19 protein-coding genes, 1 tRNA gene and 5 pseudogenes are annotated in these 20,703 nt (G+C 68.2%); 14 read left to right on the forward strand and 11 right to left on the reverse strand.

The window, feature by feature from the left end:
- Positions 1 to 238: 238 nt before the first annotated feature.
- The 3 genes and pseudogenes from ACFWU6_RS26445 to ACFWU6_RS26455 all read right to left on the reverse strand — a co-directional run bounded on the left by ACFWU6_RS26445 (position 239) and on the right by ACFWU6_RS26455 (position 2,900).
- On the reverse strand, positions 239 to 1,303 hold the full coding sequence (locus ACFWU6_RS26445) for a hypothetical protein (RefSeq protein ID WP_383983423.1): 1,065 nt from the start codon (positions 1,301 to 1,303) through the stop codon (positions 239 to 241).
- Positions 1,185 to 1,953 (reverse strand): annotated as a pseudogene (locus ACFWU6_RS26450) (recombinase family protein). The gene ACFWU6_RS26445 and the pseudogene ACFWU6_RS26450 overlap by 119 nt, the downstream one beginning before the upstream one ends.
- A 101-nt stretch (positions 1,954 to 2,054) precedes the next feature.
- A complete protein-coding gene (locus ACFWU6_RS26455; RefSeq protein ID WP_383803243.1) occupies positions 2,055 to 2,900 on the reverse strand; it encodes an SDR family oxidoreductase in 846 nt (281 codons plus the stop codon).
- A gap of 79 nt (positions 2,901 to 2,979) precedes the next feature.
- Between ACFWU6_RS26455 and ACFWU6_RS26460 the strand changes: the two genes are divergently transcribed.
- The 3 genes from ACFWU6_RS26460 to ACFWU6_RS26470 all read left to right on the forward strand — a co-directional run bounded on the left by ACFWU6_RS26460 (position 2,980) and on the right by ACFWU6_RS26470 (position 6,410).
- A complete protein-coding gene (locus ACFWU6_RS26460) occupies positions 2,980 to 3,579 on the forward strand; it encodes a TetR/AcrR family transcriptional regulator (RefSeq protein WP_383803244.1) in 600 nt (199 codons plus the stop codon).
- A gap of 1,612 nt (positions 3,580 to 5,191) precedes the next feature.
- Positions 5,192 to 5,506, forward strand: coding sequence for a hypothetical protein (locus ACFWU6_RS26465; RefSeq protein ID WP_383803246.1), 315 nt, complete (start codon positions 5,192 to 5,194; stop codon positions 5,504 to 5,506).
- Positions 5,499 to 6,410, forward strand: a complete 912-nt coding sequence (locus ACFWU6_RS26470; protein ID WP_383803248.1) for a DUF2637 domain-containing protein — start codon at positions 5,499 to 5,501, stop codon at positions 6,408 to 6,410. The genes ACFWU6_RS26465 and ACFWU6_RS26470 overlap by 8 nt, the downstream gene beginning before the upstream one ends.
- Positions 6,411 to 6,460: 50 nt before the next feature.
- Here the strand turns inward: ACFWU6_RS26470 and ACFWU6_RS26475 are convergent, their stop codons facing one another.
- Positions 6,461 to 6,913, reverse strand: a complete 453-nt coding sequence (locus tag ACFWU6_RS26475; protein ID WP_383803250.1) for a tetratricopeptide repeat protein — start codon at positions 6,911 to 6,913, stop codon at positions 6,461 to 6,463.
- Between the two features lie 43 nt (positions 6,914 to 6,956).
- The gene (locus tag ACFWU6_RS26480; RefSeq protein WP_383803313.1) at positions 6,957 to 7,241 is read right to left on the reverse strand and encodes a GNAT family N-acetyltransferase; all 285 of its coding nucleotides are present in this window, start codon (positions 7,239 to 7,241) and stop codon (positions 6,957 to 6,959) included.
- Positions 7,242 to 7,557: 316 nt separating this feature from the next.
- Here ACFWU6_RS26480 and ACFWU6_RS26485 point away from each other — a divergent pair.
- A pseudogene (locus ACFWU6_RS26485) lies at positions 7,558 to 7,949 on the forward strand (transposase); the annotation flags it as partial.
- Positions 7,950 to 7,995: 46 nt separating this feature from the next.
- Here the strand turns inward: ACFWU6_RS26485 and ACFWU6_RS26490 are convergent.
- Both ACFWU6_RS26490 and ACFWU6_RS26495 read right to left on the reverse strand, forming a co-directional pair.
- A pseudogene (locus ACFWU6_RS26490) lies at positions 7,996 to 8,160 on the reverse strand (transposase); the annotation flags it as partial.
- A 230-nt stretch (positions 8,161 to 8,390) separates the two neighbouring features.
- Positions 8,391 to 8,834, reverse strand: a pseudogene (locus tag ACFWU6_RS26495) (IS701 family transposase); the annotation flags it as partial.
- On the opposite strand from ACFWU6_RS26495, the gene ACFWU6_RS26500 reads away from it, so the two are divergent.
- Positions 8,820 to 9,350, forward strand: coding sequence for a hypothetical protein (locus ACFWU6_RS26500; RefSeq protein ID WP_383983425.1), 531 nt, complete (start codon positions 8,820 to 8,822; stop codon positions 9,348 to 9,350). The pseudogene ACFWU6_RS26495 and the gene ACFWU6_RS26500 overlap by 15 nt on opposite strands.
- On the forward strand, positions 9,347 to 9,892 hold the full coding sequence (locus ACFWU6_RS26505) for a hypothetical protein (protein ID WP_383803254.1): 546 nt from the start codon (positions 9,347 to 9,349) through the stop codon (positions 9,890 to 9,892). The genes ACFWU6_RS26500 and ACFWU6_RS26505 overlap by 4 nt, the downstream gene beginning before the upstream one ends.
- Before the next feature lie 15 nt (positions 9,893 to 9,907).
- Here ACFWU6_RS26505 and ACFWU6_RS26510 read toward each other — a convergent pair whose 3' ends face one another.
- Entirely contained in the window at positions 9,908 to 10,534 is a 627-nt protein-coding gene (locus tag ACFWU6_RS26510) for a TetR/AcrR family transcriptional regulator (protein ID WP_383803255.1), read from the reverse strand.
- Between the two features lie 135 nt (positions 10,535 to 10,669).
- Between ACFWU6_RS26510 and ACFWU6_RS26515 the strand changes: the two genes are divergently transcribed.
- The 4 genes from ACFWU6_RS26515 (at position 10,670) to ACFWU6_RS26530 (ending at position 14,776) form a co-directional block, all read left to right on the forward strand.
- Complete coding sequence (locus ACFWU6_RS26515; RefSeq protein WP_383803257.1) at positions 10,670 to 11,620, forward strand: alpha/beta fold hydrolase; 951 nt, start codon at positions 10,670 to 10,672, stop codon at positions 11,618 to 11,620.
- An 899-nt stretch (positions 11,621 to 12,519) separates the two neighbouring features.
- Complete coding sequence (locus ACFWU6_RS26520; RefSeq protein WP_383803259.1) at positions 12,520 to 13,893, forward strand: hypothetical protein; 1,374 nt, start codon at positions 12,520 to 12,522, stop codon at positions 13,891 to 13,893.
- Between the two features lie 77 nt (positions 13,894 to 13,970).
- Positions 13,971 to 14,043, forward strand: a tRNA-Gln gene (locus ACFWU6_RS26525).
- A gap of 118 nt (positions 14,044 to 14,161) precedes the next feature.
- Complete coding sequence (locus ACFWU6_RS26530) at positions 14,162 to 14,776, forward strand: DUF6000 family protein (protein WP_383803315.1); 615 nt, start codon at positions 14,162 to 14,164, stop codon at positions 14,774 to 14,776.
- Positions 14,777 to 14,831: 55 nt separating this feature from the next.
- Here the strand turns inward: ACFWU6_RS26530 and ACFWU6_RS26535 are convergent, their stop codons facing one another.
- On the reverse strand, positions 14,832 to 15,359 hold the full coding sequence (locus ACFWU6_RS26535) for a hypothetical protein (RefSeq protein WP_383803261.1): 528 nt from the start codon (positions 15,357 to 15,359) through the stop codon (positions 14,832 to 14,834).
- 595 nt (positions 15,360 to 15,954) lie between these two features.
- On the opposite strand from ACFWU6_RS26535, the pseudogene ACFWU6_RS26540 reads away from it, so the two are divergent.
- Together ACFWU6_RS26540 and ACFWU6_RS26545 are read left to right on the forward strand one after the other, a co-directional pair.
- Positions 15,955 to 16,383 (forward strand): annotated as a pseudogene (locus ACFWU6_RS26540) (SDR family NAD(P)-dependent oxidoreductase); the annotation flags it as partial.
- Between the two features lie 60 nt (positions 16,384 to 16,443).
- On the forward strand, positions 16,444 to 16,782 hold the full coding sequence (locus ACFWU6_RS26545; protein WP_383803263.1) for a hypothetical protein: 339 nt from the start codon (positions 16,444 to 16,446) through the stop codon (positions 16,780 to 16,782).
- Positions 16,783 to 16,963: 181 nt separating this feature from the next.
- On the opposite strand, the gene ACFWU6_RS26550 is transcribed toward ACFWU6_RS26545, so the two are convergent.
- Positions 16,964 to 17,128, reverse strand: a complete 165-nt coding sequence (locus ACFWU6_RS26550) for a zeta toxin family protein (protein ID WP_383803317.1) — start codon at positions 17,126 to 17,128, stop codon at positions 16,964 to 16,966.
- Positions 17,077 to 17,298, reverse strand: coding sequence for a hypothetical protein (locus ACFWU6_RS26555; protein ID WP_383803319.1), 222 nt, complete (start codon positions 17,296 to 17,298; stop codon positions 17,077 to 17,079). Before ACFWU6_RS26555 ends, ACFWU6_RS26550 begins: the two co-directional genes overlap by 52 nt.
- Before the next feature lie 79 nt (positions 17,299 to 17,377).
- Here ACFWU6_RS26555 and tap point away from each other — a divergent pair, with 79 nt between their 5' ends.
- On the forward strand, positions 17,378 to 19,645 hold the full coding sequence (tap, locus tag ACFWU6_RS26560) for a telomere-associated protein Tap (protein WP_383803265.1): 2,268 nt from the start codon (positions 17,378 to 17,380) through the stop codon (positions 19,643 to 19,645).
- Between the two features lie 8 nt (positions 19,646 to 19,653).
- A complete protein-coding gene (gene tpg / locus ACFWU6_RS26565; protein ID WP_383983427.1) occupies positions 19,654 to 20,217 on the forward strand; it encodes a telomere-protecting terminal protein Tpg in 564 nt (187 codons plus the stop codon).
- Positions 20,218 to 20,703: the final 486 nt, after the last annotated feature.

The raw sequence follows: 20,703 nt of genomic DNA on the forward strand, positions 1-20,703 counted from the left end.
GACGTCCACATACCCCGCACAACGGGCACGGCAGCGTCCAGAAAGGCGAAGCCGACGACCCCACGCCCCCGCCGCACAGGTTAAAGATCAAGCTAGCCCCGGGCCTGGCGGGACGAGCCGTCGATCTGAAGGATCTCGGCCCGGGCCAGAAGGCCAGGGCCGAGACCGGGTGACCATGCATCGATACAGGGCAGGCCACCCCGCTTCCTCAGGAGAAAGGTGTGCTGTACGGGAGCTGTCAGCCGTCGTACGTAAGGTAGGCGTCCCATGGAATGAAGGCGTGCGGCGTTGTGCCGGGTGTGGGAGCGAAGGCGCGGCGGCCAGCGAAGGTCAGGTTGTCGGCGACTACCGCGAGCTCGGACATCACCAGCGCGTAGTGCACGTCTCGCAGGGATGCGCCGATAAGGTCTTCTCCCTCGCGGGGTGCTGACCAGGTGTTAGTCGTAGGAACGCTGCTGCCAGGCGGAGTTACGCCTATGCCTTCAAGGTCAATATGCAGGGTTTGACCCGGCATGATCGCCAGGTCCTCCCTCTCCAGGGGAAGGTGACGCGCTGGTCTGGGCGTATCTCGATTGGGCTGGCCGGCTGCTTTGTGGGCCGCGCTCCCATACGTGAGCCAGAGGACGACGGCGCCGTTGCCGTCGGGCCCCCGGTCCTCGTCCTGTGGGATGTACGGGTCGGTTCGGTGAGGCGGGTACACCTGGGCAGAACGGTAGCTGTACCACTCATCGACCTCGTGAATGGCCAGGGTGGCAAGCGCATAGTGGGCCATCGCCAGGGCCAGTGCCTGAATCTCGCCGTCGCTGGCTCCCTTTGCGCAGGCGGCGATCAGTTGGTCATCTTCCCAGTAGGCGAACCCTCGGAACAGGTGGGGTGGGCCGTCGGGGTTGTGGACGTCGGGCATCAGGAAGTCGACCCGGGGTGTGAAGGCAGAGGCGCAGCCGCTGGCTTCAGTCCAGCTCAGACGGACGCCGCGGTGGTAGTAGCGGATGGTGCCGAGGAGCCGGGTGAGGCGTTGACCGTGGGTGGCTACAGCGAGTTCTCGGCAGGGTCTGCACATGGACTCCTCGCACGTGCGGCCAGACGTCCCACACAGGCAGCGTTCGGAGTCTCGGGCCAGCGGCGGGGTGTAGGGAATGAGCTGCGGCAGCATCTTCGCCGTCACGGCCGGCCTGACGTGGCGCTCACTTCTGATGCCAAGCTCCCGGTACGGGCTGGTCGCAGAGCTTCGTGCGGCGCCCATCCCCGCGGTGTCCTCGCTGGGGAGGAACAGCGCCCCAACGACGCCGGTGGACTGTGCCACGGTGAGCTCCTCGCTTTGACGTGGGTGGACAGTGCTGCTCGTCATGAAGGGTAGCGAGCCGGGTTCCGAGCACGGGGGAGACTGCGTTGTGCGCAGGCGGGGACGACTCTGTGTCGGGCTTGACCCCGGTCCGAAGTGTGACGCCCGCGAACACGTGGAAGACCAGGCGCCCGCCGGGCGTGGTCGTGTCGAGCGCCTCGTGCAGCGAGGTGAAGCCGACGCCACGCTTACGCAGGCCGGACACGATCGCGATGAGGTCCTGGAGGGAGCGGCCGAGCCGGTCCAGCGACGGAACGGCGAGCGTGTCGGAAGTCGAGGGCCTTCCACAGTTCCTCGCGTTCGGCGTTCTTGACGGACTTCTTGTCGGCGAAGATCCGGATGCACCCTGCTTCCGTGAGTGCGTGGATCTGCCAGTCGGGCAACTGTCCCTTGGTGGACACTCGGGCGTACCCCACGAGGTCGCCGGTCCGTGTGGCCGGAACGGGGGCGAGGAGCTCGGCGGTGTCGTCGTCCTGGGGTCGCTGCACCCGCCAGATCGTACAGAAAACGGTGCCCCTCAAGTTCTCGAGCACATCGACTTTCTGACACCGTTTTATGGCATGAACCGGCGCCGATCCGGCCGCGTACGGCTGCTCACCGATCTTGCTCATCAATCGGTCGATTCGCGGACGCCGTCCCCCTGGCTCCCGTCCGGTCGCCAGGGGGTCTGCCCTGGGCACGCATCGCCTTCCGTATGCCAAGGTCGGGGGCTCTACCGGAAGGCCGGCAGGTTGCGCGCGACCCACTCGTCGAAGGACCCAGCCGGCCGACCGAGGACATTCTCCACATCGGGGCTGATCGACTGCTCGGCCGACAGCGGGACGCCAAGGATGTCCAGGGTGCCGTCGAGGACCGCTTCAGGCATGAACTGTGCCATGTGGCCGCGGGCCTGCTCGCGCGACAGTTCCACGAAGGCGACTTCCTCGCCCAGAGCCCGGGAGATCGCTGCGGTCTGCTGCCGCGGGCTGATGGCCTCGGGTCCGGTCAGTTCGTACGTGCGGCCCGCGTGCCCGTCTTCGTGCAATGCCACTGCGGCGAACGCAGCGATGTCGGCCGGGTCGATGACCGGCAGGACCACGTCGCCGAACGGAGCGAAGACCGTGCGCTTCGTGCGCACCGACTCGGCCCAGGCGAAGGCGTTGGAGGCGAAGCCGCCAGGGCGCAGGATCGTGAAGTCCGCTCCGGACGCACGGACGGCAGCCTCGAATTCACGCAGCCGGGCGTGGGATAGCGCCTCGGGGCGGGTGGAGTTGACCTGGGAGGACACCAGGACGATCCGTTTGACCCCAGCGTCCAGGGCGGCCTCGATGAGGGCATTCGGGCTTTCGCCGTGGCCGTTGAGCTCACCGCCCAGCAGGAGGAAGAGGGCGTCGGCGCCGTCGAGGACGGGCCGCACGCTCGAACTGTTCCCAATGTCGGCCTGGGCGTGCCGGGCCCCCGCTGGGAGCCCTTCGAACTCGGGCCGTCGCGAGACGGCCACGACGTCTTCGCCCACCTTGGCCAGCAGGGGAACCAGGGTCCGTCCGATGTTGCCGGTTGCGCCGGTCACCACGATCATTGCGACTCCGAATAAGTTAGTTGACTGACTTAATTGGACCGTAGCACGGACGCGCCGGGGATTGTCTATAGTTAGTTGGGTGACTGACTCAGTGAAGCCCGGGGCCCGGGCGGCCGACAAGCGCCGACGACTCACCACCGAGGCGGCCCGGGTCCTGCACGAGCAGGGCGTCGAGCGCACAACCCTCGCCGATATCGCGCGCGCGGCCGAAGTTCCCGTCGGTAACGTCTACTACTACTTCAAGACCAAAGATGAGCTGGTTCTGGCCGCCCTCTCCGAACACAGCGCACACCTCGACGAGCTCACCGGCCACCTGGACCGGTTGCCCGACCCGCGCGACCGCCTCAGGACCCTGATCAAGGCATGGGTCGACCAGCGCGAGGTCACCGCCCGCTACGGCTGCCCCACCGGCACCCTGGCCGTCGAACTCGACAAACGCGCCGACGGGACCCTCGACACGGAGGTCGGCACGGTGATCCGGCGCCTGCTGGAGTGGACCGGAGACCAGTTCCGCGCCCTGGGCCTGCCCGACCCGGACGACCTCGCCGTCACTCTCATCTCTGCCTACCAGGGCATGTCGCTCCTGGCCAACGCCTTGCGCGACCCGGACCTCATGACCCACCAGGGTGCCCGTCTCCTGCACTGGCTCGACTCTCTGCAAGCTCCCGACCAGGCCTGACCCGCCGGGCGATCACCGGCCGGACTGACCGCGGCTGATGGGTGGGTTGCCGCCCAATGCGGTCTGGGATCGGCGGTGCTGGCCTGCTCGGGGTCCCCGGACGCCACGGTCGGCACGTCAACGCCCTGGCGGGGCCCTTCGGGATAGCCGCTCAGTGGCAGGCACTTACTACGCCGCGTCAAGCAGCCAGAAACGGGTAATGCACAGTTGCCGGGGTCTTTGTGCGCCCTCCCCGGTGTCCGAATTGCCGGGGTTTTAATGCACGCGGCAATGTAGGGAACGGATTGCCGGGGTTTTTCGGCGATATCAGCCGCCATTTCGACCTGGCGTGCTTGACGAGGAGGGATGGCGGAACGGCCTACTGGGGTGCGGAATCGGATGGCGCACCAGCCTGCCGCGCCGGGCTCTTCAGGCCACGGCTCGCGAAGCGATGTCACCGCCGACGACGAGGCGCTTCGTCGTGGCCATCTCTGCGGCCTTCCCTTGACCCAGAGCCTGCATCACCCGGCGGGCCTCCCGCGGAGCCCCGGGGATGTTCCGGAAGCCGCGCCAACGCCATCGTTCCGGAGAGGCAGAGGCGGGGGCCGGTGAGACCTCCGAGGTGCAGTCGTTCAGCGCGTGGTGTCGGCTGCCGGCGAGGTGATGTGCCATAACGGCCTGGCGTGCAGGGTGGCCAACACGGCTCATGGACGACCCGGAACGGCCCCGAGCCCTAACGGGGGGAGACGACGGTGACAGGCTTCTCCCCTGGCCGTGCCGGCGCCGCGGCTGCCGGACGAGACAGCCGGACGGCGTCCACATGGAGGGACAGGACGTGCTTGAAGCGTTGGTGGCGCCTGAGTTCGAGGGCGTCGACATGCCAGAGCCGGCCGGTCCCGGATGACGTCAGTGCGGTGCAACTCGTGCCTACTGCGGCAGAAACCAGCACGATCCACAGGAGGATGCCTCCCACAACTGGTCCTTTCAAAGGCTGAGGTTCAAGGGGATGTACAGGGCCGGGCCCTGGCGACCCTCGGCATAACGCGGAGGCATATGTGGAGTTGTGCCCTGTCCTCCGATTGCAGCCATGCGCAGCAATCTGCCGACGCGTGCATCGCGATCTACTTGCCGATGATCAGTCGGTGGTTGTGGGGGCCACGGGGGGTGAGAGGTGACCCGGCGGACCGCAGGCCGAGGATCGGTGCGCTTCTGTGGGGCGACGGGGACGTCCGCTCGGCGGGAAGCGGAGTCAACGGAGCCGGGGATGGGGGCTCACCGCTGAGGGGGCAGACAGGCATGACGGCCTGGGGCAAGAGCCGGCGATATGCGGAGACGATCCCGCCGTGCATGAGAGCCGCCGCCGCGGGTGCGCGGCACGCAGCAGGGCCGTCGCATCGGAGCATGCGCGTGGCTGACCGGCCGGTGCGTGGCGGGGTGAAGGGTCCGTTGCGCTGCGTGTGTCGGCCCACAGTGCATCGTCTTCCGAGTCGCGGCGTGGCGGCAAGAAAAAGGGCGCGGCTCCTGCCCTCCTGGCTGGTATGGAAAACCGATAGGCCGGCGTCAACGCTTATTCGTCGACCACCATCACCCGGATGGCACACACCCAGACCGACAGGGAGAGCGTTTATGGAATATGGCAAAAGTAGAGCTCCCTTTCTTCCTCCGCAGGACTGTGCAGGAAGACGGACAGGGAGGCAGCTTTCACTCCGGGGCCACCCGGATCGGGAAGTGGATGTTCACTCCGCCCTCCACCGACTGTGGCGAGACCCGGAACGCAACGCTGAGACACGAAGATCTGGAGATCGATCTTCGGTACTCCTCCCCGATCCTTGAGGACTTCCTCCACACGATGAGCGTGATCCAGGTCGAGTTCGGCAGGCGGATGAGGAACACGCCGGCGTCCGCAACGGCTGTCGGCGAGTGCTCGGGTGGCAGCTCCCGTGTATGAGTCGTACGGGTACCCGGACATCCACGGTTTCCACCCCCAGCCGGAAACCTCCGCGTTCTGGGACCGGCCGGAGAACGTACAGCACCCCTCCACCGGGCAACCGCTCGGCGGGCCCGGTGAGGCGCATCCGTCGTGGGATCCGGTGGAGGAACTGGCCATCCTTCTCCAGGAGAGCGCTGCGCCCGGGCAGCCGGAGCCCTTCACCCGAGTCGGCTTCGACGACGTCGGGGTCACCGGTGACACGGTCAGCACCCTCGGCCTCGTTGCAGGGCTGAAGCACACCCCTACCGGGCGTCCGCCTACACAAGCCTCCAGCGGGCACCGCCGGAACCCGTCGAAGCCGCCGGCTGTGACCCTGCTGGAAACGGGCAGCGTGTTCACCGCCGTGCTGGTCGGTGCCATCGCCGCTGTGGTGAGCATCCTCAGCGGGCTGGCCATCTGCGACGCCCTGCGCCACAGTGCCGAACCCCACGTGGACCGCGAGGTGGCCAGCTGGTGGCCCCTGCTGATCTACGGCCCCTGGATGGTCGCCTCCCTTTCCATCCTCAGATCCGCTCTGCACCAGCGCCGCGCGCTGCATTCCTGGTCCATCGTTTTGTTGTTCTCCACCCTGGCCACGCTTCTGTGCGTAGCCCAGGCACCCAGAACGATCGCCGCCGTGGCGGGGGCTGCTCTTCCTGCCGTCGCGGCGCTGGCCTGCTTCCAGCAACTGGTCCGCCAGATCACCCTCACGCGACCGCCTCGCCAAGCCGCTCCGCGACACCGAAACCCGACGCCCTCTGTGTCCGTTCCGTTCGGGAAGACGGCCGCGGCCATACGCAGCCCGGGCAGTTTCCCTCCCGGCTACCGCGCGGGAGACAGCACAGCTGTCCGCTCTCCGTCCCACGGTCACAGATTCGGGTAAGACGCATATCGGTCGTACGCGTGGGGCAGTGCCACTCGTGCAAGTCAATGTCACGGTTCCAGGCTCGGGCCATGGGTTTGGGTTACTCGAGTCCGTGCCGTCAGCGGAGTCGGTCCTGTTCTCGTATAGCTACGGCCAGGTGGCATGTAGCGGGCGTCGATGGCCTCCTCGAACTGCCGCACCTCGCGCAGGGCGAGGCCGAGGTTGCCCAGCGCCTGGCCTTCGCGGTGCCGGTCACCGAACTCGCGGAAGACGGCGACGGACTGGGTGTGGGCGTGGATGGCCTGCTCGAACCGCCGCGCCTCGCGTAGGGCAATGCCGAGGTTGCCCAGTGCCCCGGCTTCGCTGTGCCGGTCACCGAGCTCGCGGCAGATGTCCAGATGCTGGGTGTGGGCGTCGATGGCCTCCTCGAACCGCCGAGGTGCACCCTCACCGGCGGCTCCGACGTCACCCGCCAGCGAGATGAGCTCCTTGACAAACCGTCGCCGACCGAGGCACCTCACGATTTCTTCCGCCGGCCCGGGTCGGGGCGGGCGGTGGGGTGAGTCATCCGTGGACGCGAGTTGCCTGCAGGGGTTTGAGGAGGGTGCGGTAGATCGGCGCGCCGTCCCAGGGTTGGGTGTGACCGACGAGGGTGTAGCCGAGGCGTTCGTACCAGGCTGCTGCTCGGGCTTCGGGGCGCACGGTGAGCGTGGCGCGGTCAGCCGTGATCCCATGGAGGAGGTGCTGGTGGAGCTCGCGGCCGACGCCGCGTCCGCGTCGGTCGCAGAGGACGGCGAGTTCTTTCACGACGAAGGTGCGTCGGCCATCCTCGCGGGTGAATTTGGCCAGGCCCTTACGTGCCTCTCAACGCCCTGCCCTCGCGAGCACTGCCTGCGGTGAGAAGGCCCAGCTCCTTGCAGCGGTGGCCGGAGAACTGGCTCAAGCGGTTCGCTGCCGCGCTCCCGTGCCGCCCCTGGCGGGGCGCTTTCCGGGCCTGACTCTCGAAGACGCCTACCGCATCCAGCAGATCAATGTGGGAGGTAGCCGGCGTATGCGTCACGGCGATACTGGCGGCTCCACTAGGAATGCTGGGACCGTGCTTGCGCACGGCCGTTCACGATCGCGGCCCCGAGGGTGGTGGCGGAGCCGACGGCGGCGCCCAGGAGTGTTCAAGCAGACCCTCGGCTGGACGAAACCCCGGCTTCGCAGCTCCGGAGCGGCCGACCGGTGGACCCGGCTGGTGATCGCCGCCCGCCTATGCCCAGCTGAGGCCCGCTTGCCCACTGGTCACCGACCTGCGCAGGCCATGGGACAAACCGGCCGCTTCGAACAGACTCGCCCCGGCCCGGGTTCGACGGGACTTCAGAAACCTGTGCCGAAAGCCCCCTCGCCAGCGCATGCTCCAAAGGCTTCCCGGCCAGGGCCCGGACGGCCGCTCGGTTCGAAGAACCAACACCCAGCCACCCGTCACGACGTGGGACGGGTCCTCGCTACCGGCGAGGGATACAGCCGACCCGCCCACCACAAGAAGGAACGAAGCCCCGCCGCATTGGATGAACGACAAGAACGGCAAACTGGGGCCCATGGACTCAGGACTCGCCGGGCGAAACGTGTGTTCAAGGTCGAAGCGGCGGAGGAAGGACTGCCAGCAGCGGTCCACGTCGGCCGGCGTCGCGCCGATACGGGACCACCAGAGCCAGACCGGCTTGTTGACCCCGCCACTGGGCAGCTTCTCGACGACCAGACGGATGACGGTGCCCTCGATGAGTGAGGGGGGCGAAGGGTTCGGCGCCCGGCCCGGACGCGTACCGCGTGCGCCCGGGCCCCCTCCGGGCTAGCACTGCAACGGTCTCTGCTGTGATGGTTTGTTGGCTTCGGGTGGTGTGTGGCCGCGGCGTTTGTAATGGCTGATGCGGGCTTGGAACTGGCGCCGTCGCCGCCAGTGTGACCAGTGCAGGACGTGGTCGATGCTCGGACGGGGCCTGGTGAGGCGGGTGATCAGGCGTCGGACTTCGGGGAGGGTGAGGGGTATGAGCTGGGAGGATCCGTTTCTGCTTTGCCCGTCTCGAGCTCGCGGGCCTTCAGGACGGTGAGGCAGGCGTGGGCGGCCACGGCGAGGGTGATGTGGCGGTGCCAGCCGGGGTAGCGGCGGACCTGGTAGTCGTCCAGGCCGCATTCCTGCTTGGCGGTCTGGAAGCATTCCTCGATTGCCCACCGGCTGTCGGCGACGCGGATGAGTTCGTCGAGGGTGGTCTCGGCGGGGCAGTAGGCGATGTAGGAGGAGATCTGGTCCGGTCGGCTGACGCTGCGGCGGGCGATCACCCAGTGCCGGCGGTCCTCGCGGTGCCAGGGCCGGCCTTCCACCCTGGCCCAGTCGTAGACCCGCGGGCCGTGGGCGCCGTTCCCGCAGGAACGCCGCTTCCACTTTTGCCTCGCACGGCCGTCGACCGCCTGGTCACCCTCCAGTTCGACCGGCACGGGGACCGGTTGTGGGACCAGGCCAAAGCCCTGCTGGACCACGAGCACGCACGGATGCGGATCGGGCAGGTCGCCGTGCCCTTCGGGACCTGCGCCGAGCCCAGCAACGTCAAGGCCGGCGGGCACACCTGCCCGTTCCGGTTCCGCTGTCTGGGCTGCGACCACTTCCGCACCGACCCGTCCTACCTGCCGGACCTGCGGGCCTATCTGGACACCCTGCTGCGGAACAGGGAACGCCTGGCCGCAGCTGGTGAGCTCGACGACTGGGCACGCGCGGAGGCGACGCCGTCCGATGAGGAGATCACACGGCTACGGCGCCTGGTCCACCAGGTCGAGACCGACCTCGACGCCCTCACCGCCGAGGACCGCGAGGAGATTCGGCGAGCCACTGCGATCCTGCGCAAGTCCCGTACTGTCCAGCTCGGCATGCCGACCGTCCGCCCCACCACGAGCGGGGTCCGGCTCGGGCGGGAACCGTGAGCCGGCCGTCACCGGGCAACCAGCTTGCGAAGGCGCGCACCGACGACTCCGCCCGCAGATGCCGGCGCGTCCTGGCCGCCCTTGACGACCTGACCCGCGACGGCCTGCCGATCACCGTGTCTGCCGTTGCGCGCCTGGCCAACGTGCACCGCAGCCTGATCTACCGGCACAGCGATCTCCACGCCGCCGTACTGGCCCGCGCAGCGCAACCGCCGGCGGGTCTCACAGGCCCCCAGGTCAGTCGCCGCTCCCTCCTAGCCGACCTGGCTAACCTCACCGACCGCAGCACCCGCCAGGCCCAGCACATCGTCCAACTCGAACAGCGGCTGTCCCACGTCCTCGGTCAGAACGCCTGGCAGGCCGCTGGGCTCGGAGCCCTCACCGACATCGACGCCCTCAAGGAGAAGATCGCCCACCTCGAACAGACGGTCGCGGAGCTCAACTCGCGGCTCGGTGAACGTGACGACGATCTGGCAGCCGCTCGGGCCACCAACCGCGAGTTGATGACGCAGCTCAACAGCACCTCACGCCGATCCCGGTGAGACCAAGAGCGGAAGTCACCGGGTCGTAGGCGCTGTCTGGCTGCTGTTGAAGATCCTGTCAAGGTGGTAGTGGAGTGCCGCGATGGCAGACTCCGGCGTCCGCTGCCCGACGAGGATGCTGGTACCCATGGTTGCCGTCATGGCGAGGAGGCTGATCGCCTCCGTGCGAGCGTCGGCTCCAGGGTCGGCCCGGCCGGTCTCCTGTGCCTGTTGGATTAGTCCGGTCAGGGCGTTCTCGGCGGCGTCAGGGTTGTCGATGAACGGCTGGGCGGCGAGGGCCTCGTCGGTCACGGACAGGATCGAGTAGGAGCTGTAGAGGAGGTGGAAGGTTCGGCTCTCCCCGTCGGTCGGCAGCGAGGCCAGCAGCAGCGCCTCGATTGTCGCGCGGGGGCCCGGGTCCGGGCCGGCAGCGGCGAGGCGGGCGCCAACGCGTGCTGTGAAGCGGTCGGTCAGGTGTTGGAGGCCGTGGAAGAGCAGCTTCTCCTTGGTCTGGAAGTAGTACTGCACCAGGCGCAATGAGACGCCCGCCTCGGCGGCGACGTCGCGCATGCCGACCGCGTGCAGGCCCTGCCGCCCTGCGACCTGGATGAGTGCTTCAGCGATCTGGGTGCGGCGTTCATCGTGGTCCACGCGCTTGGGCATCCGTCGTATCTCCGGCCGTGGTGGTGGGTTGAGTGTTCGCCGTCCGGTTCGGCTCGACGGCACCTTTTCATGGTACCGCCGTATCAACAATATGGTACGGTCGTATCACGAAGAATGGATCTCACGGAGGTGCCCATGCCCGAGAACACGACCCGAGCGCGCCGCGACATAGGCCACTACGTCAACGACGAGCTGCGCGACCGCTACTTCACGGCATGCGACGTGCTCTACGCGAAGGGCGCGCCGATCCGCTCCGAGACCGACGTGGAGACGAGCTTCGGGACCACCCACGTGTACCGGTACGGCCCCTCGGACCCGGCAGCCGAGTCACGCACGCCGGTCGTCCTGATACACGGGTCAGGTGGCTGCTCCGCACAGTGGTATCCCAACACGGTCGCGCTCAGCGCTGACCGCCCCGTTTACGCCCTCGACACCCCCGGCGATCCCGGCCGCAGCATCCAGCGCGAGCCGATGTGGCAGCCCGAGCGGGCCGCACAGTGGATGGACGAGGCCCTCGGCGCCCTCGGCCTCGACAAGGTCCACCTCGTCGGCTCCTCCTACGGCGGCTGGCTCGTCATCAACCAGGTCCACCGCCGGCCCGAACGGCTCGCATCTGTCACCGCCCTCGACCCGGGCGGGCTGGAGAAGGTGGGGCTGCGCTTCTTCGTCTGGATCTTCGCCAGCCTCTTCGCAACATTCGCCCCGAAGGCACTGCGCCCGGCCCTGGCGAAGTGGCTGGAGCAACCAGTCGTCTCCGACCGGGACCTGCGTGCCTGGATCCATGCCAGCGTGAAGGCCTTCCGGATCCGCCGCCCCGCTCCGCTGCCGCTGTCCGACGCCGAGCTGGGCTCTATCCGCACGCCGTTCTACCTGATCATGGGCAAGCGCAGCCTGCTGGTACACCCTAAGCGTCAGTTGGAACGCGTTCCTCGGGTGATTCCCGGCGCCCGCGCCGAGATCGTCGCCGCGACCGGACACGGACCGCAGATCGACCACCCCGACCTCGTCAACGCCCGGATGCTGAGCTTCATGGAGGACATCGACTCGCTCCACCCGGCGGCAACCCGGGACGATACCGACGCGTAGCCGGTGAGGCCGCCGGAACCACTCGCGGGGTGTCAAAAGGCGATAGCAGAAGTTCGACGGACACCGGGCGCTGCTGATCACCCACAGAACCGGGCCGTCGGATGCTGTTGCGGTCGCGCCGCGGGTCCCTGATCCAGGACCGGTTCCCCGGCCCGGTGGCGGCCTGCGAGGTTACCTCCGTGCACGACACCTGTCGCGGGACGATGTCGCCGCTAGCGCCGAGGCTGACCAGTACGAAAGTTAATGAACGGACAGACAACCCGACAGCGGACCCCACAGAAAGGACGTGGTGCAAGCACGCCTTACGGCCGCCGGCCGTGCCGTGGGTGGTCTCTTCCCCGGTGGCCGGGTCCTTGAAGGTGACCGGGTGCTCGTCGGAGGCGCCCTTCACGCGGGCGCAGAAATAGTTCTGGACCCAAGAATCTCCGATCGCGCTCCCGGCGCGGGTCAGTCCGAGCAGGGCGGCGAAGACTGCGGGGCGATGCGTCATGCTGGATTTCTCCTGATCTCGATGGGTGAGGGAGCGGGCGGCCGGCTCTTTGCCGATGCTGCGGCCGCCCGGTGGTACCCCCGTCCCGGCCTGTGCGGCCGGGACGGGGCTCGCGCTACGCGGCCAGCCGGTGAGCGGCGGGTGCCGAGGGCGCGAAGTAGCTGCTGAGGTCCACGGGGGTGCCGTCGAAGCACTCGATGCAACAGCCGAGCTTCTTGGATGCTGGCGCAGCGCACTTGTTCCGGAGCTGTCGTATTCCTGGGCGCGAGTAACGCAGCGGCGAGGCAGTTCGGATTCAAGGCTGGCCGTTAAGGAGTACGTCGAGACCAACGCTCCGTAGCTCGCTCTGTGATTGCGACGTGCGGATAAGCAGTGGAGACCCGGTCGTGGTGATGACAAGGTGAGACTCATGCCGTCGCCCACATTCGAACAGCTCCTCCGTGAACTGCACGCCTCGCTCACACTGCGCAAGCGTCCGGAAGATGTGGCCCGGCTCATCCAGGATCTGTACGCCGCCCAGGGCACTGACCTCGATACAGCGACCGAGGCGGCGCTCGCCAAGGCTGCTGAGCACTCGCTGCGCAACCTCTGGCACGGCTATACCTCCATGCGGGAGGAGTTCGCCCGTCCGGTTGGCGCACAGCGCCAGCTTGCCCGAGCGACAGACCTGTTCAGGAGCGTGCCGGACCTTCCATACAACGCCGGGGATGATCCAGCCCAGATCGAGGTGGTGATCCGGCGAGCGGGTGAGGAGATCGGCCGCTCGTACGGGCAGAACGACTTCGGCATGGACCGCCTCAACCGGACCGAGCGCACGGCGGCGGGCCTCGGAAAGATTTCCAAACGCCAGTACAACAAGCGTTTCCGACTACTGCGCCGGATGGAAGCCAAACTGGCCCGACTCATCCACGAGCAGCGCCGACGCGAAGTGGCCATCACCGGAAAAGGTGCCCTCGCTCACGTCCTGCCGTACGAGCTGTTCGCCACAGACCCGGACACGGCGGCCTTCATCGCCTACATCACGGCGCGCGGCTACATGCGCAGCGTCTTCACCAACGGTCGGCAGCGTCAGATCTACGACGAGGTCGCCCAGGCCCTGTTCCAGCGCCTGAGGAATCTCCCCGAGCGGACCTGCTGGTACGCGGTCGCGCATGTGCACCCCACAGCTGAAGTGCTGGCCCATGTGTCCGACCAGGACCTCACCCAGCTGTTGGTTCGGTGGAATGGATTCCTGCGCCAGGTCGCCGGCCTGCTGGAGGACGCGTGGAACCGGCATCCGCTGGAACGCGACACGATGATCGTGCGCCGTGGCAACGACTCGTCGACGTGGAACCAGGCCGCACAGGCATGGAACACGGCCCGCGCCCACTGGTTCGCGCTGCTAACCGAGCTGGGGCACGACGAGATCCTGGATCGGATTTGCCCTGGCAAGGTGCCCCGCCTGATGGCGGCCGACGTGGCGTACTGGCACCGCCTGAGCGGCGGCGGGCTGCACCCGGACACCTACGTCTGGGCGGACCTTCCTCTGCCCTGGGAAGTACTCCGGGGTGAGAAGGAATGCCCACGTGCACTCGTCGAAGCAGCTTGCGCCCGGCATCGGGTGGACCCAATAGCTGGCGCCTGGACTGCTCCCAGGCCAGCGGCTGAGGCCGTCGCCTTCCGGCGGACACCCGAGCTGGTACACGGCGTCGCCGTCGCCGACCCTCTCATGGCCAGCGCTCTCCGTTCGGCAGGAGTCTTCTCCGGCAAGGGAAAGCGTGCTGCCGCTCAGGAGTGGACGTGACCAGCGGCAATTCCGCGCTTGTCCACCCCTGCAAATCAGTTGACCCACACAGCAGCCCAAGCAATGATCACGGTGGCGACGAGGAAGCTCTGCGGAGGAGCGCCCGGCTCTGATCCCGGGTGGACGCAGGTTCGAATCCTGCCCTCGTCGCCTCCTCCACATACCTCCCAGAACACAATGTCCCCAGGCCACGCCTCTCGACGGCGAGTGGCGCAACGTCATAAAGGGTGGTCTCGTCGTGCACCCGAAAAGCAGGATCGGTCCTGTGATGCGCGATCCCCATGACGATGCGGAACTGCTGGCCCTGGTTCGCCGCTATGTCACCCCCGGACGGCGCTACTTGAAGCTCAGCGGCAACTTGCTGCGCATGGAAAGTCCTGAGTACGACCGATTCATGCAAGATCTCCGTAAGGACGCGGAACTCGTCACCCCGGAAGAGATCGCCACGCTCCTTGAGGGCAGCTGGCGAGAGCGGAGAACTGCTGCTTGGCTGGTAGCTGTCTCCCGCCGGACCGAGTTCCGTGAGCGTCTCGGGGAACTCCTGCTGGCCAGCGAGGTCTGCTGCGTTGGACTGGCCTACAGCGTGGCCCTGGCGAGTTTCGGAACAGCACGGGACGCTGACCTGCTCGCCGCCTACCTTGATCGCTATCTCCGCCGCCCTGACCTCGGATACGACCAGGCCGTCGTCATGGGTGCTCTCCAGTTCATCGACCTGAACCTTGGAGGTGGCCAGGTCGACCGCTTCCGGAAACCGGGCGGTTTGTGGCAGGAGTGGCTCCGGGAAGCGCCTCACCAGCAGGCCGACACGGACGCCACCCCCCACTTTCTAAGCCTCATTCGTAGGCTTTGCGCGTTCGTCGACGAATGCGCCGAGGCGCTATGACAACCACCATCTCGTGGTGGTCTCTCTGGGCCGTGGCCGCCGCCCGGGGGAGTAGTCAGATCTGCCTGCGGGACACGATGTAGTCGAGCCAGTCGCGCCTGGCGTATCCGGTCCAGCGGGTGGCGCTGCTGATGCTCGTGTCGGTGAAGTCGGCGAGGACGGACGCCGGCAGGTCTGTGGCCAGTGCGAGACGGGCATTGTTGCGGCCGGCGCGCGGCGCGATGCCGTGTCGGCGAAGCTTCAAGTTGAGGTAGGTGGCTCCCAGAGGGCGGGCGGGCTCCTGGCCGGGGAAAAGCCAGGGTGTTGTGCAGGCTGTGTGATCGAGCTGCCAGCGTGCCTGGCACTTGTCGCGTTGGGCACGGACCAGCCGGGCGACTTCGGGCGGCAGCGGAAGATGATGGCCTGCGAGGTTGAGCGCCACCGTCGCGAGGTCGTCTATGACGTCATGCACGGTGAGTTCGAGCAGTTTGGTGTGCTGCAGCCCGAAGAGGAGTGTTAGGGCGCCAGCCGTACGAACATCGAGAGGCAGAGAATCGTCGCGGAGACACCGGTGTAGCTGCTCGGCCTGCTCCTCGTCCGTCATAAAGACGCTGGGGGCAGGGACGCGTGCCCGGGGAACTACGAGCTCGCCGACAAGTCCCCGGCCTCGCGCCCAGGTGACGAAGGCACGCACCTCACGACGCTCTCCAGTCCCTCCCTCCAGCCACATCTCAAGTTTTGGCTGGGTGAGGTCTCCGAGGGCGGTTCCGTGCTCGTCGAGCCAGTCGAGTAGTTCCAGGGGCCCGGCGCAGTTGCGATCGCATGTGGTGTTGTGTGCTGGCGCGTAGCGGGCGGCGCCGATGGGCCCGGCGGATGCGGTGGAGCAGGTACCAATGGGTGAAGGGTGTGAGGAGCTGCCGCTGAGGGAGCGGGGCCTGGGCCAAGAGGGCGTCCGCCCAGCGGGGCAGAGCCTCCAATAGTTCGTCGCGCGGCGGCAGCACCGCGGCGGCGACGAGGACGTCGCGGATGTAGCGAGTCGTCGGCGTGTTGGGGAGAGCGTCGAGCTGTTGGTGGGTGATTTCCTAGCTTCTCCGTTGCAGGGCTCCCGCCGCTGGTGGCGTTGGAGTTCCAGTACCTGCTCCAGGTCCGCGCCGTCGGAGCACCCGCGTCAATTAGATTGCAAGCACAATCTAAACAGCGACGTGGCTGAGGTGCGCCGGGAGATGGAGACCAACTTCTTCGGCCCCCTCGCCGCGACCCGCGCCTTCGCCCCCGTCATCGAGGGCAACGGCGGCGGCGCCGTACTCAACGTCCTGTCCGCCCTGTCCTGGTTCCACCCGGCCGGCCTCGGCTCCTACGCGGCCTCCAAGGCAGCCGCCTGGGCGCTGAGTGACGCGACCCGCGAGGAGCTGGCGCCCCGGGGCATCGCCGTCTCGGCGCTGCACGTCGGCTACATGGACACCGACATGGCCGCCGGCGTGCCTGCTGATCAGAAGGTCGCCGCCGCCGACGTCGCGGCCCAGGCCCTGTACGGCATCGAGACCGGCCTGCCCGAGATCCTCGCCGACGAGACCAGCCGGTACGTCAAGCAGAGCCTGTCCGCGGCACCCCAGCCGAACGCAGGCTGACGCTCACCCCCTCCACCACGGCACGACGGCCTTCCAGGCCCCCTTGCGCAAGGACTTCTCATGCGTTATACGGCCTTCGGACACCGGACCGGACTGCGCGTGTCCGAGTACGCGCTCGACACTGCGAACTTCGGCACCGGCTGGGGCGCGGGCGCCGAGCCGGACGAGGCACGCCGGATCTTCGACCGGTTCGCCGAGTCCGGCGGCACCTTCCTCGACAGCGCCTACAGCTACCTCGCAGCCCTCGACGTCCAGCTCACCCAAGAGCAATACGCGCGCCTCGACAAGGTCAGCGCCATGCCGCTCGGCGTACCGCACGAGGGCGTCGCGGGCTCGCTGGGCCGCCTCCAGGGTGGCGACGCGGGCAGCGTCATTACCCCGGTCGCGCCGGTGGCCTGAGCCCGGAAACACGGCCGCCGCAGGGCTCTCCGCGCAGGCACTGGCCACTGCCGTGCCGACGCGGAGCGCGCGGACCAGAAGACACCACAAACATTCTCGTAACGAGACAAACCCCTCACGGACAGAACACCCCTCCCGCTTGGACGGGAGACCACACGAACGGAGATGACGATGAAGGCCTTCATGGTCGAGAAGTACGGTGACGCGTCCAACCTCGCGCACCGGCCGTGAGGTCATCGCTGCGCATGAGGGCGTCGTACTGGGGGTGGGCCTTCTTGTACAGGTCGCGGCCGATCAGTACTGCTCCGCCCCGTCGGATGAGGACCGTGAGCAGGAGGTCGCACAGGTAGGACTTCCCGCTGCCCGCCGGCCGGCGACGACCACGACGACCGGCTGGTCCTGAGGGACGGCGTGCTCGGTCCAGGTCGGCAGGATCTCCGTCACCAGGATCTCCTCGTGCTGGCCCTCGGTCAGCACGACCGGAACGACGTCCTCGTCTCTCAGTGCGCTCTCCACAGATACGTACGCACTTCGTACGCCAAACGTACGGCATTCGTTCGTTCCACACGCTAGAATCGACGAAAGGAGGTGTTGCATGTCCGAGTTGTTCGACGCGGTCGACGCCTTGATCGCGTCCCGCGCCACGCTCCCGCCGCCGGCGGAACGAAAGCGGCTGCGTGCCGCGCACGGCCTGACGATCGACGAGGTGGCCACCGCACTGAAAGTGCGCCGCGCCACGGTGTCCGGCTGGGAGTCGGGCAAGACCGAACCCCGCCCGCCGGAACGGGACGCGTACGCGCGACTGCTGAAGCAGCTCGCGGAGCTCTACCCGGCCCCGGCCGACGTGGCCGACCCCGTCTCCGCCGTCGCGGTGCCGGCCACGTTCACCGCCGTGCCCGCTCCGGCGGAAGCGCGGCCGCTGTCCACAGGTCCGGCGTCCGAGGCTGCGGACATGACTGCAACCGAGAACACCCAGACCAGCTCCGCCTCTGCCCCTGCTGCAGCTGCTTCGGAGGCCGCTCCGGCTCCGGCGCTCACCACCAGGCCGACGTCGACGTCGCGCCGCCCCGGCGCGAAGAAGACGGCCCCGGCCCCGGCCGCGACCCCGGCGGGCGAGATGGACCCGCGGTTCGAGAACGGGCCGCTGGCGGTCGTCGACGTCGAGGACGGGAAGGTGCTGGCGTACTGCGTCGGCGGCCTGGTCCTGGACGTGCCCGCCAAGAGCCTGCCGTCCCTGGTCGACTGGACCCTCAAGGAGGCCAAGCTCGGTCAGCCGAAGCTGTCCGGCCCGGGAAGGCCGGCCGACCCGCTGATCGTACTCACCGAGGCCGCGTGCGAGCGCTACGGCCTCCCGGTGACCCTCACCGAACAGGAGCGCATCGCCGGGCGGATCCCGGAGGGCCACAAGGTCATCAAGCAGCTGACCCGCGCCGACTGGCAGCTCACCAAGCGCGGGTTCGGCCCGTGGGCGCGGATCTACCGCCCCGCCAAGGGCTCGGACCGCCAGTGCGTCCAGCTGTGCATCCCGTCGTGGAACGCGCTGGACGCCCGGTTCTGGGGCGCAGCCGGGCAGCTGCCGCCGGCGGAGCTCGCCCGCGTCCTGGGCGCGTACGCGTCCCGGGTGATGACCCCGCGCGGCTCCACCGCCGTCACCGGCCTCGAGCTCATGACCGCCCTGCACCCGCCGACCCACGCCGTACGCGATGAGGAGACCGGCGTCCTGCGCCAGGCCGACGGCAAGACCCCCGGCTCGCTCGGCAAGGACCCGATCGACCCGATGAAGTGGCCGCCGTGCGAGGTTCCCGACGGGCACCCGGTTCTCAAGGACCTGCCCCGCTTCCACGTCCGGGGACCGGCGGAGAAGCTGTTCGAGGAGGCGTACGACTGGGCGCGCCCGCTCACCGACGACGAATGCATGCGCAGCAACCTCGTGGGCCTGGACGTCAACATGGCCTTCGCCGCCGGAGCGAACGGCCTGGTCGTCGGCCTCGGTGAGGCGACGCACGTGAAGAACCCCGTGTTCGACCCGAAGCTGCCCGGCTCGTGGCTGGTCGACCTGTCCCATGTCGACCTCTCAAGGGTGAAGGCCGGCAAGGAGTGGGTGGAGCTGGACGGTGCGCTGCTGCCCTCCCCGTTCACGCCGAAGGGCGACCGGCCGACGGGGCCGGCCTGGTACGCGACGCCGACCGTCGCCTACGCCCAGGAGCTCGGGTACGACGTGACGCCGACTGAGGCGTGGGTCCGGTACGAGACCGGCCGCTACCTGGACGGCTGGTACACGCGGCTGCGTGACGCCTACCTCGCCACGATGGCCGACCTCGGTGTCGACGCGGACCTGTCGCCCGAGGACTTCCTGGCGGCGATGGACGGCTACAAGAGCCGCGACCCGGAGATGGCGATCGTCGTGGGCGCGGTCAAGGCGACGGTGAAGGGCGGGCTGGGGAAGCTGCGCGAGCGGCCCCGCGGCGAGGGCTGGACGTCCGGGGAGCCGTGGCGGGCCCTGTCCCGCCCGACGTGGCGGCCCGACATCCGCGCGGCGGTCATCTCCCGCACCCGGATCAACCTCCACCGCAAGATGGTCAAGCACGCGGCGTTCACCGGGCAGTACCCGGTCGCGATCCTGTCCGACTGCGTCGTCTACGCCGTCGACGGACAGAGCCCGCTGGACTTCCTGCCCTACCGCGAGGGCAAGCCGCTGCCGGGCGGCTTCAAGCTCGGGGTCAACCCCGGCCTGGTCAAGCACGAGGGCACGCAGACCGTCCTGTGGGGAGAGGGCCTGCGGGAGCAGCACCAGGCGCCTGAGCTCAACCTCGCCCGGTACATCAAGGACGGCAACCTCACCGACAAGGACAACGGGGAGTAGGGAGCGCGATGAACAAGGAGTTCGGGGACGGCCTCAACCAGGCCGTGGCGAAGGCGTTCACCCGCCCCGCGCCGAAGTCGGCCGGCGCGCAGATGCGCTACCTGGTCAAGCAGTACAAGGGCACCAAGCAGGTGGCCCAGATGCTGCGGGTCTCCCAGCGCACCGTCGAGCGGTACGTGAAGGAGCAGATCAAGAAGCCGCGAGCGGACCTCGCCGCGCGCCTGGAGCGCGAGGTGAAGGCCCGGTGGCAGCCGCAGATCCGGGCCAAGGCGAAGGAGAAGGCGGCGACGACCGGCGGCATCGTCATCGACGTCCACGCCCGCCTCGGCTACGCCGGAGCGTCGATGGACTCCACCGATGAGGACCGCGAACGGCACATCACCGTCGCCCTGCCGCCCCAGTACGCGGCCCGCCTCTTCGACGCCCAGGAACAGGGCGCCACCGAAGACAGGCTGCGCGAGCTCACCGCCGAAGCACTCAAGGAGGTCTACTTCCAGGACAGCGGCCGCCGCGCCGGCTCCCTCCAGGAGGTCCAGATCAACGACGTGCTCGACCTGGGGTTCCAGCTGTAGGCCGTACCCCGAACCGTGAGCGAGCCCCGGACCGTCAACGGCCCGGGGCTCGCTCACTGGCACGCTGAACCGGCCCGCATCCTTCGTGTAGCGCATCGTCAGATCAGCCGGATCCTTCCCGCTGTACCGCTATGCCCCAGCCGGGGAACCAATCCCGCGACATCGCGGTCGTGCCCTGGCTCGATTCTCGGGTTCGACGGTCCCTTGCAGATTTCGGCAAGATCATGCCCCTAGGTGGGTATGGGAGACGAGGAAGTAGGACGCAACAGCCACCAGCCGACTCCGGAGGGCACCCCCTCGGGGCGGCCTGCTTTTGACAGGGGGGCGTACCTCAGTGCGACTGCGGCGTCGTTGGCCGCCGTCTACACCGCTACCGAGTCGGTGGCTGTGACAGCCGTGGCCGGGCTTGTGGCAGCCGCCTTGGGATGGCGCAAGCGGGCGTGACTAGTGCATGGCAGGGCTCACGCCGTGGGGGCAGCACTACCT

The sequence above is a fragment of the Streptomyces sp. NPDC058674 genome, assembly GCF_042716505.1.
In the GTDB taxonomy this organism is placed as follows: domain Bacteria; phylum Actinomycetota; class Actinomycetes; order Streptomycetales; family Streptomycetaceae; genus Streptomyces.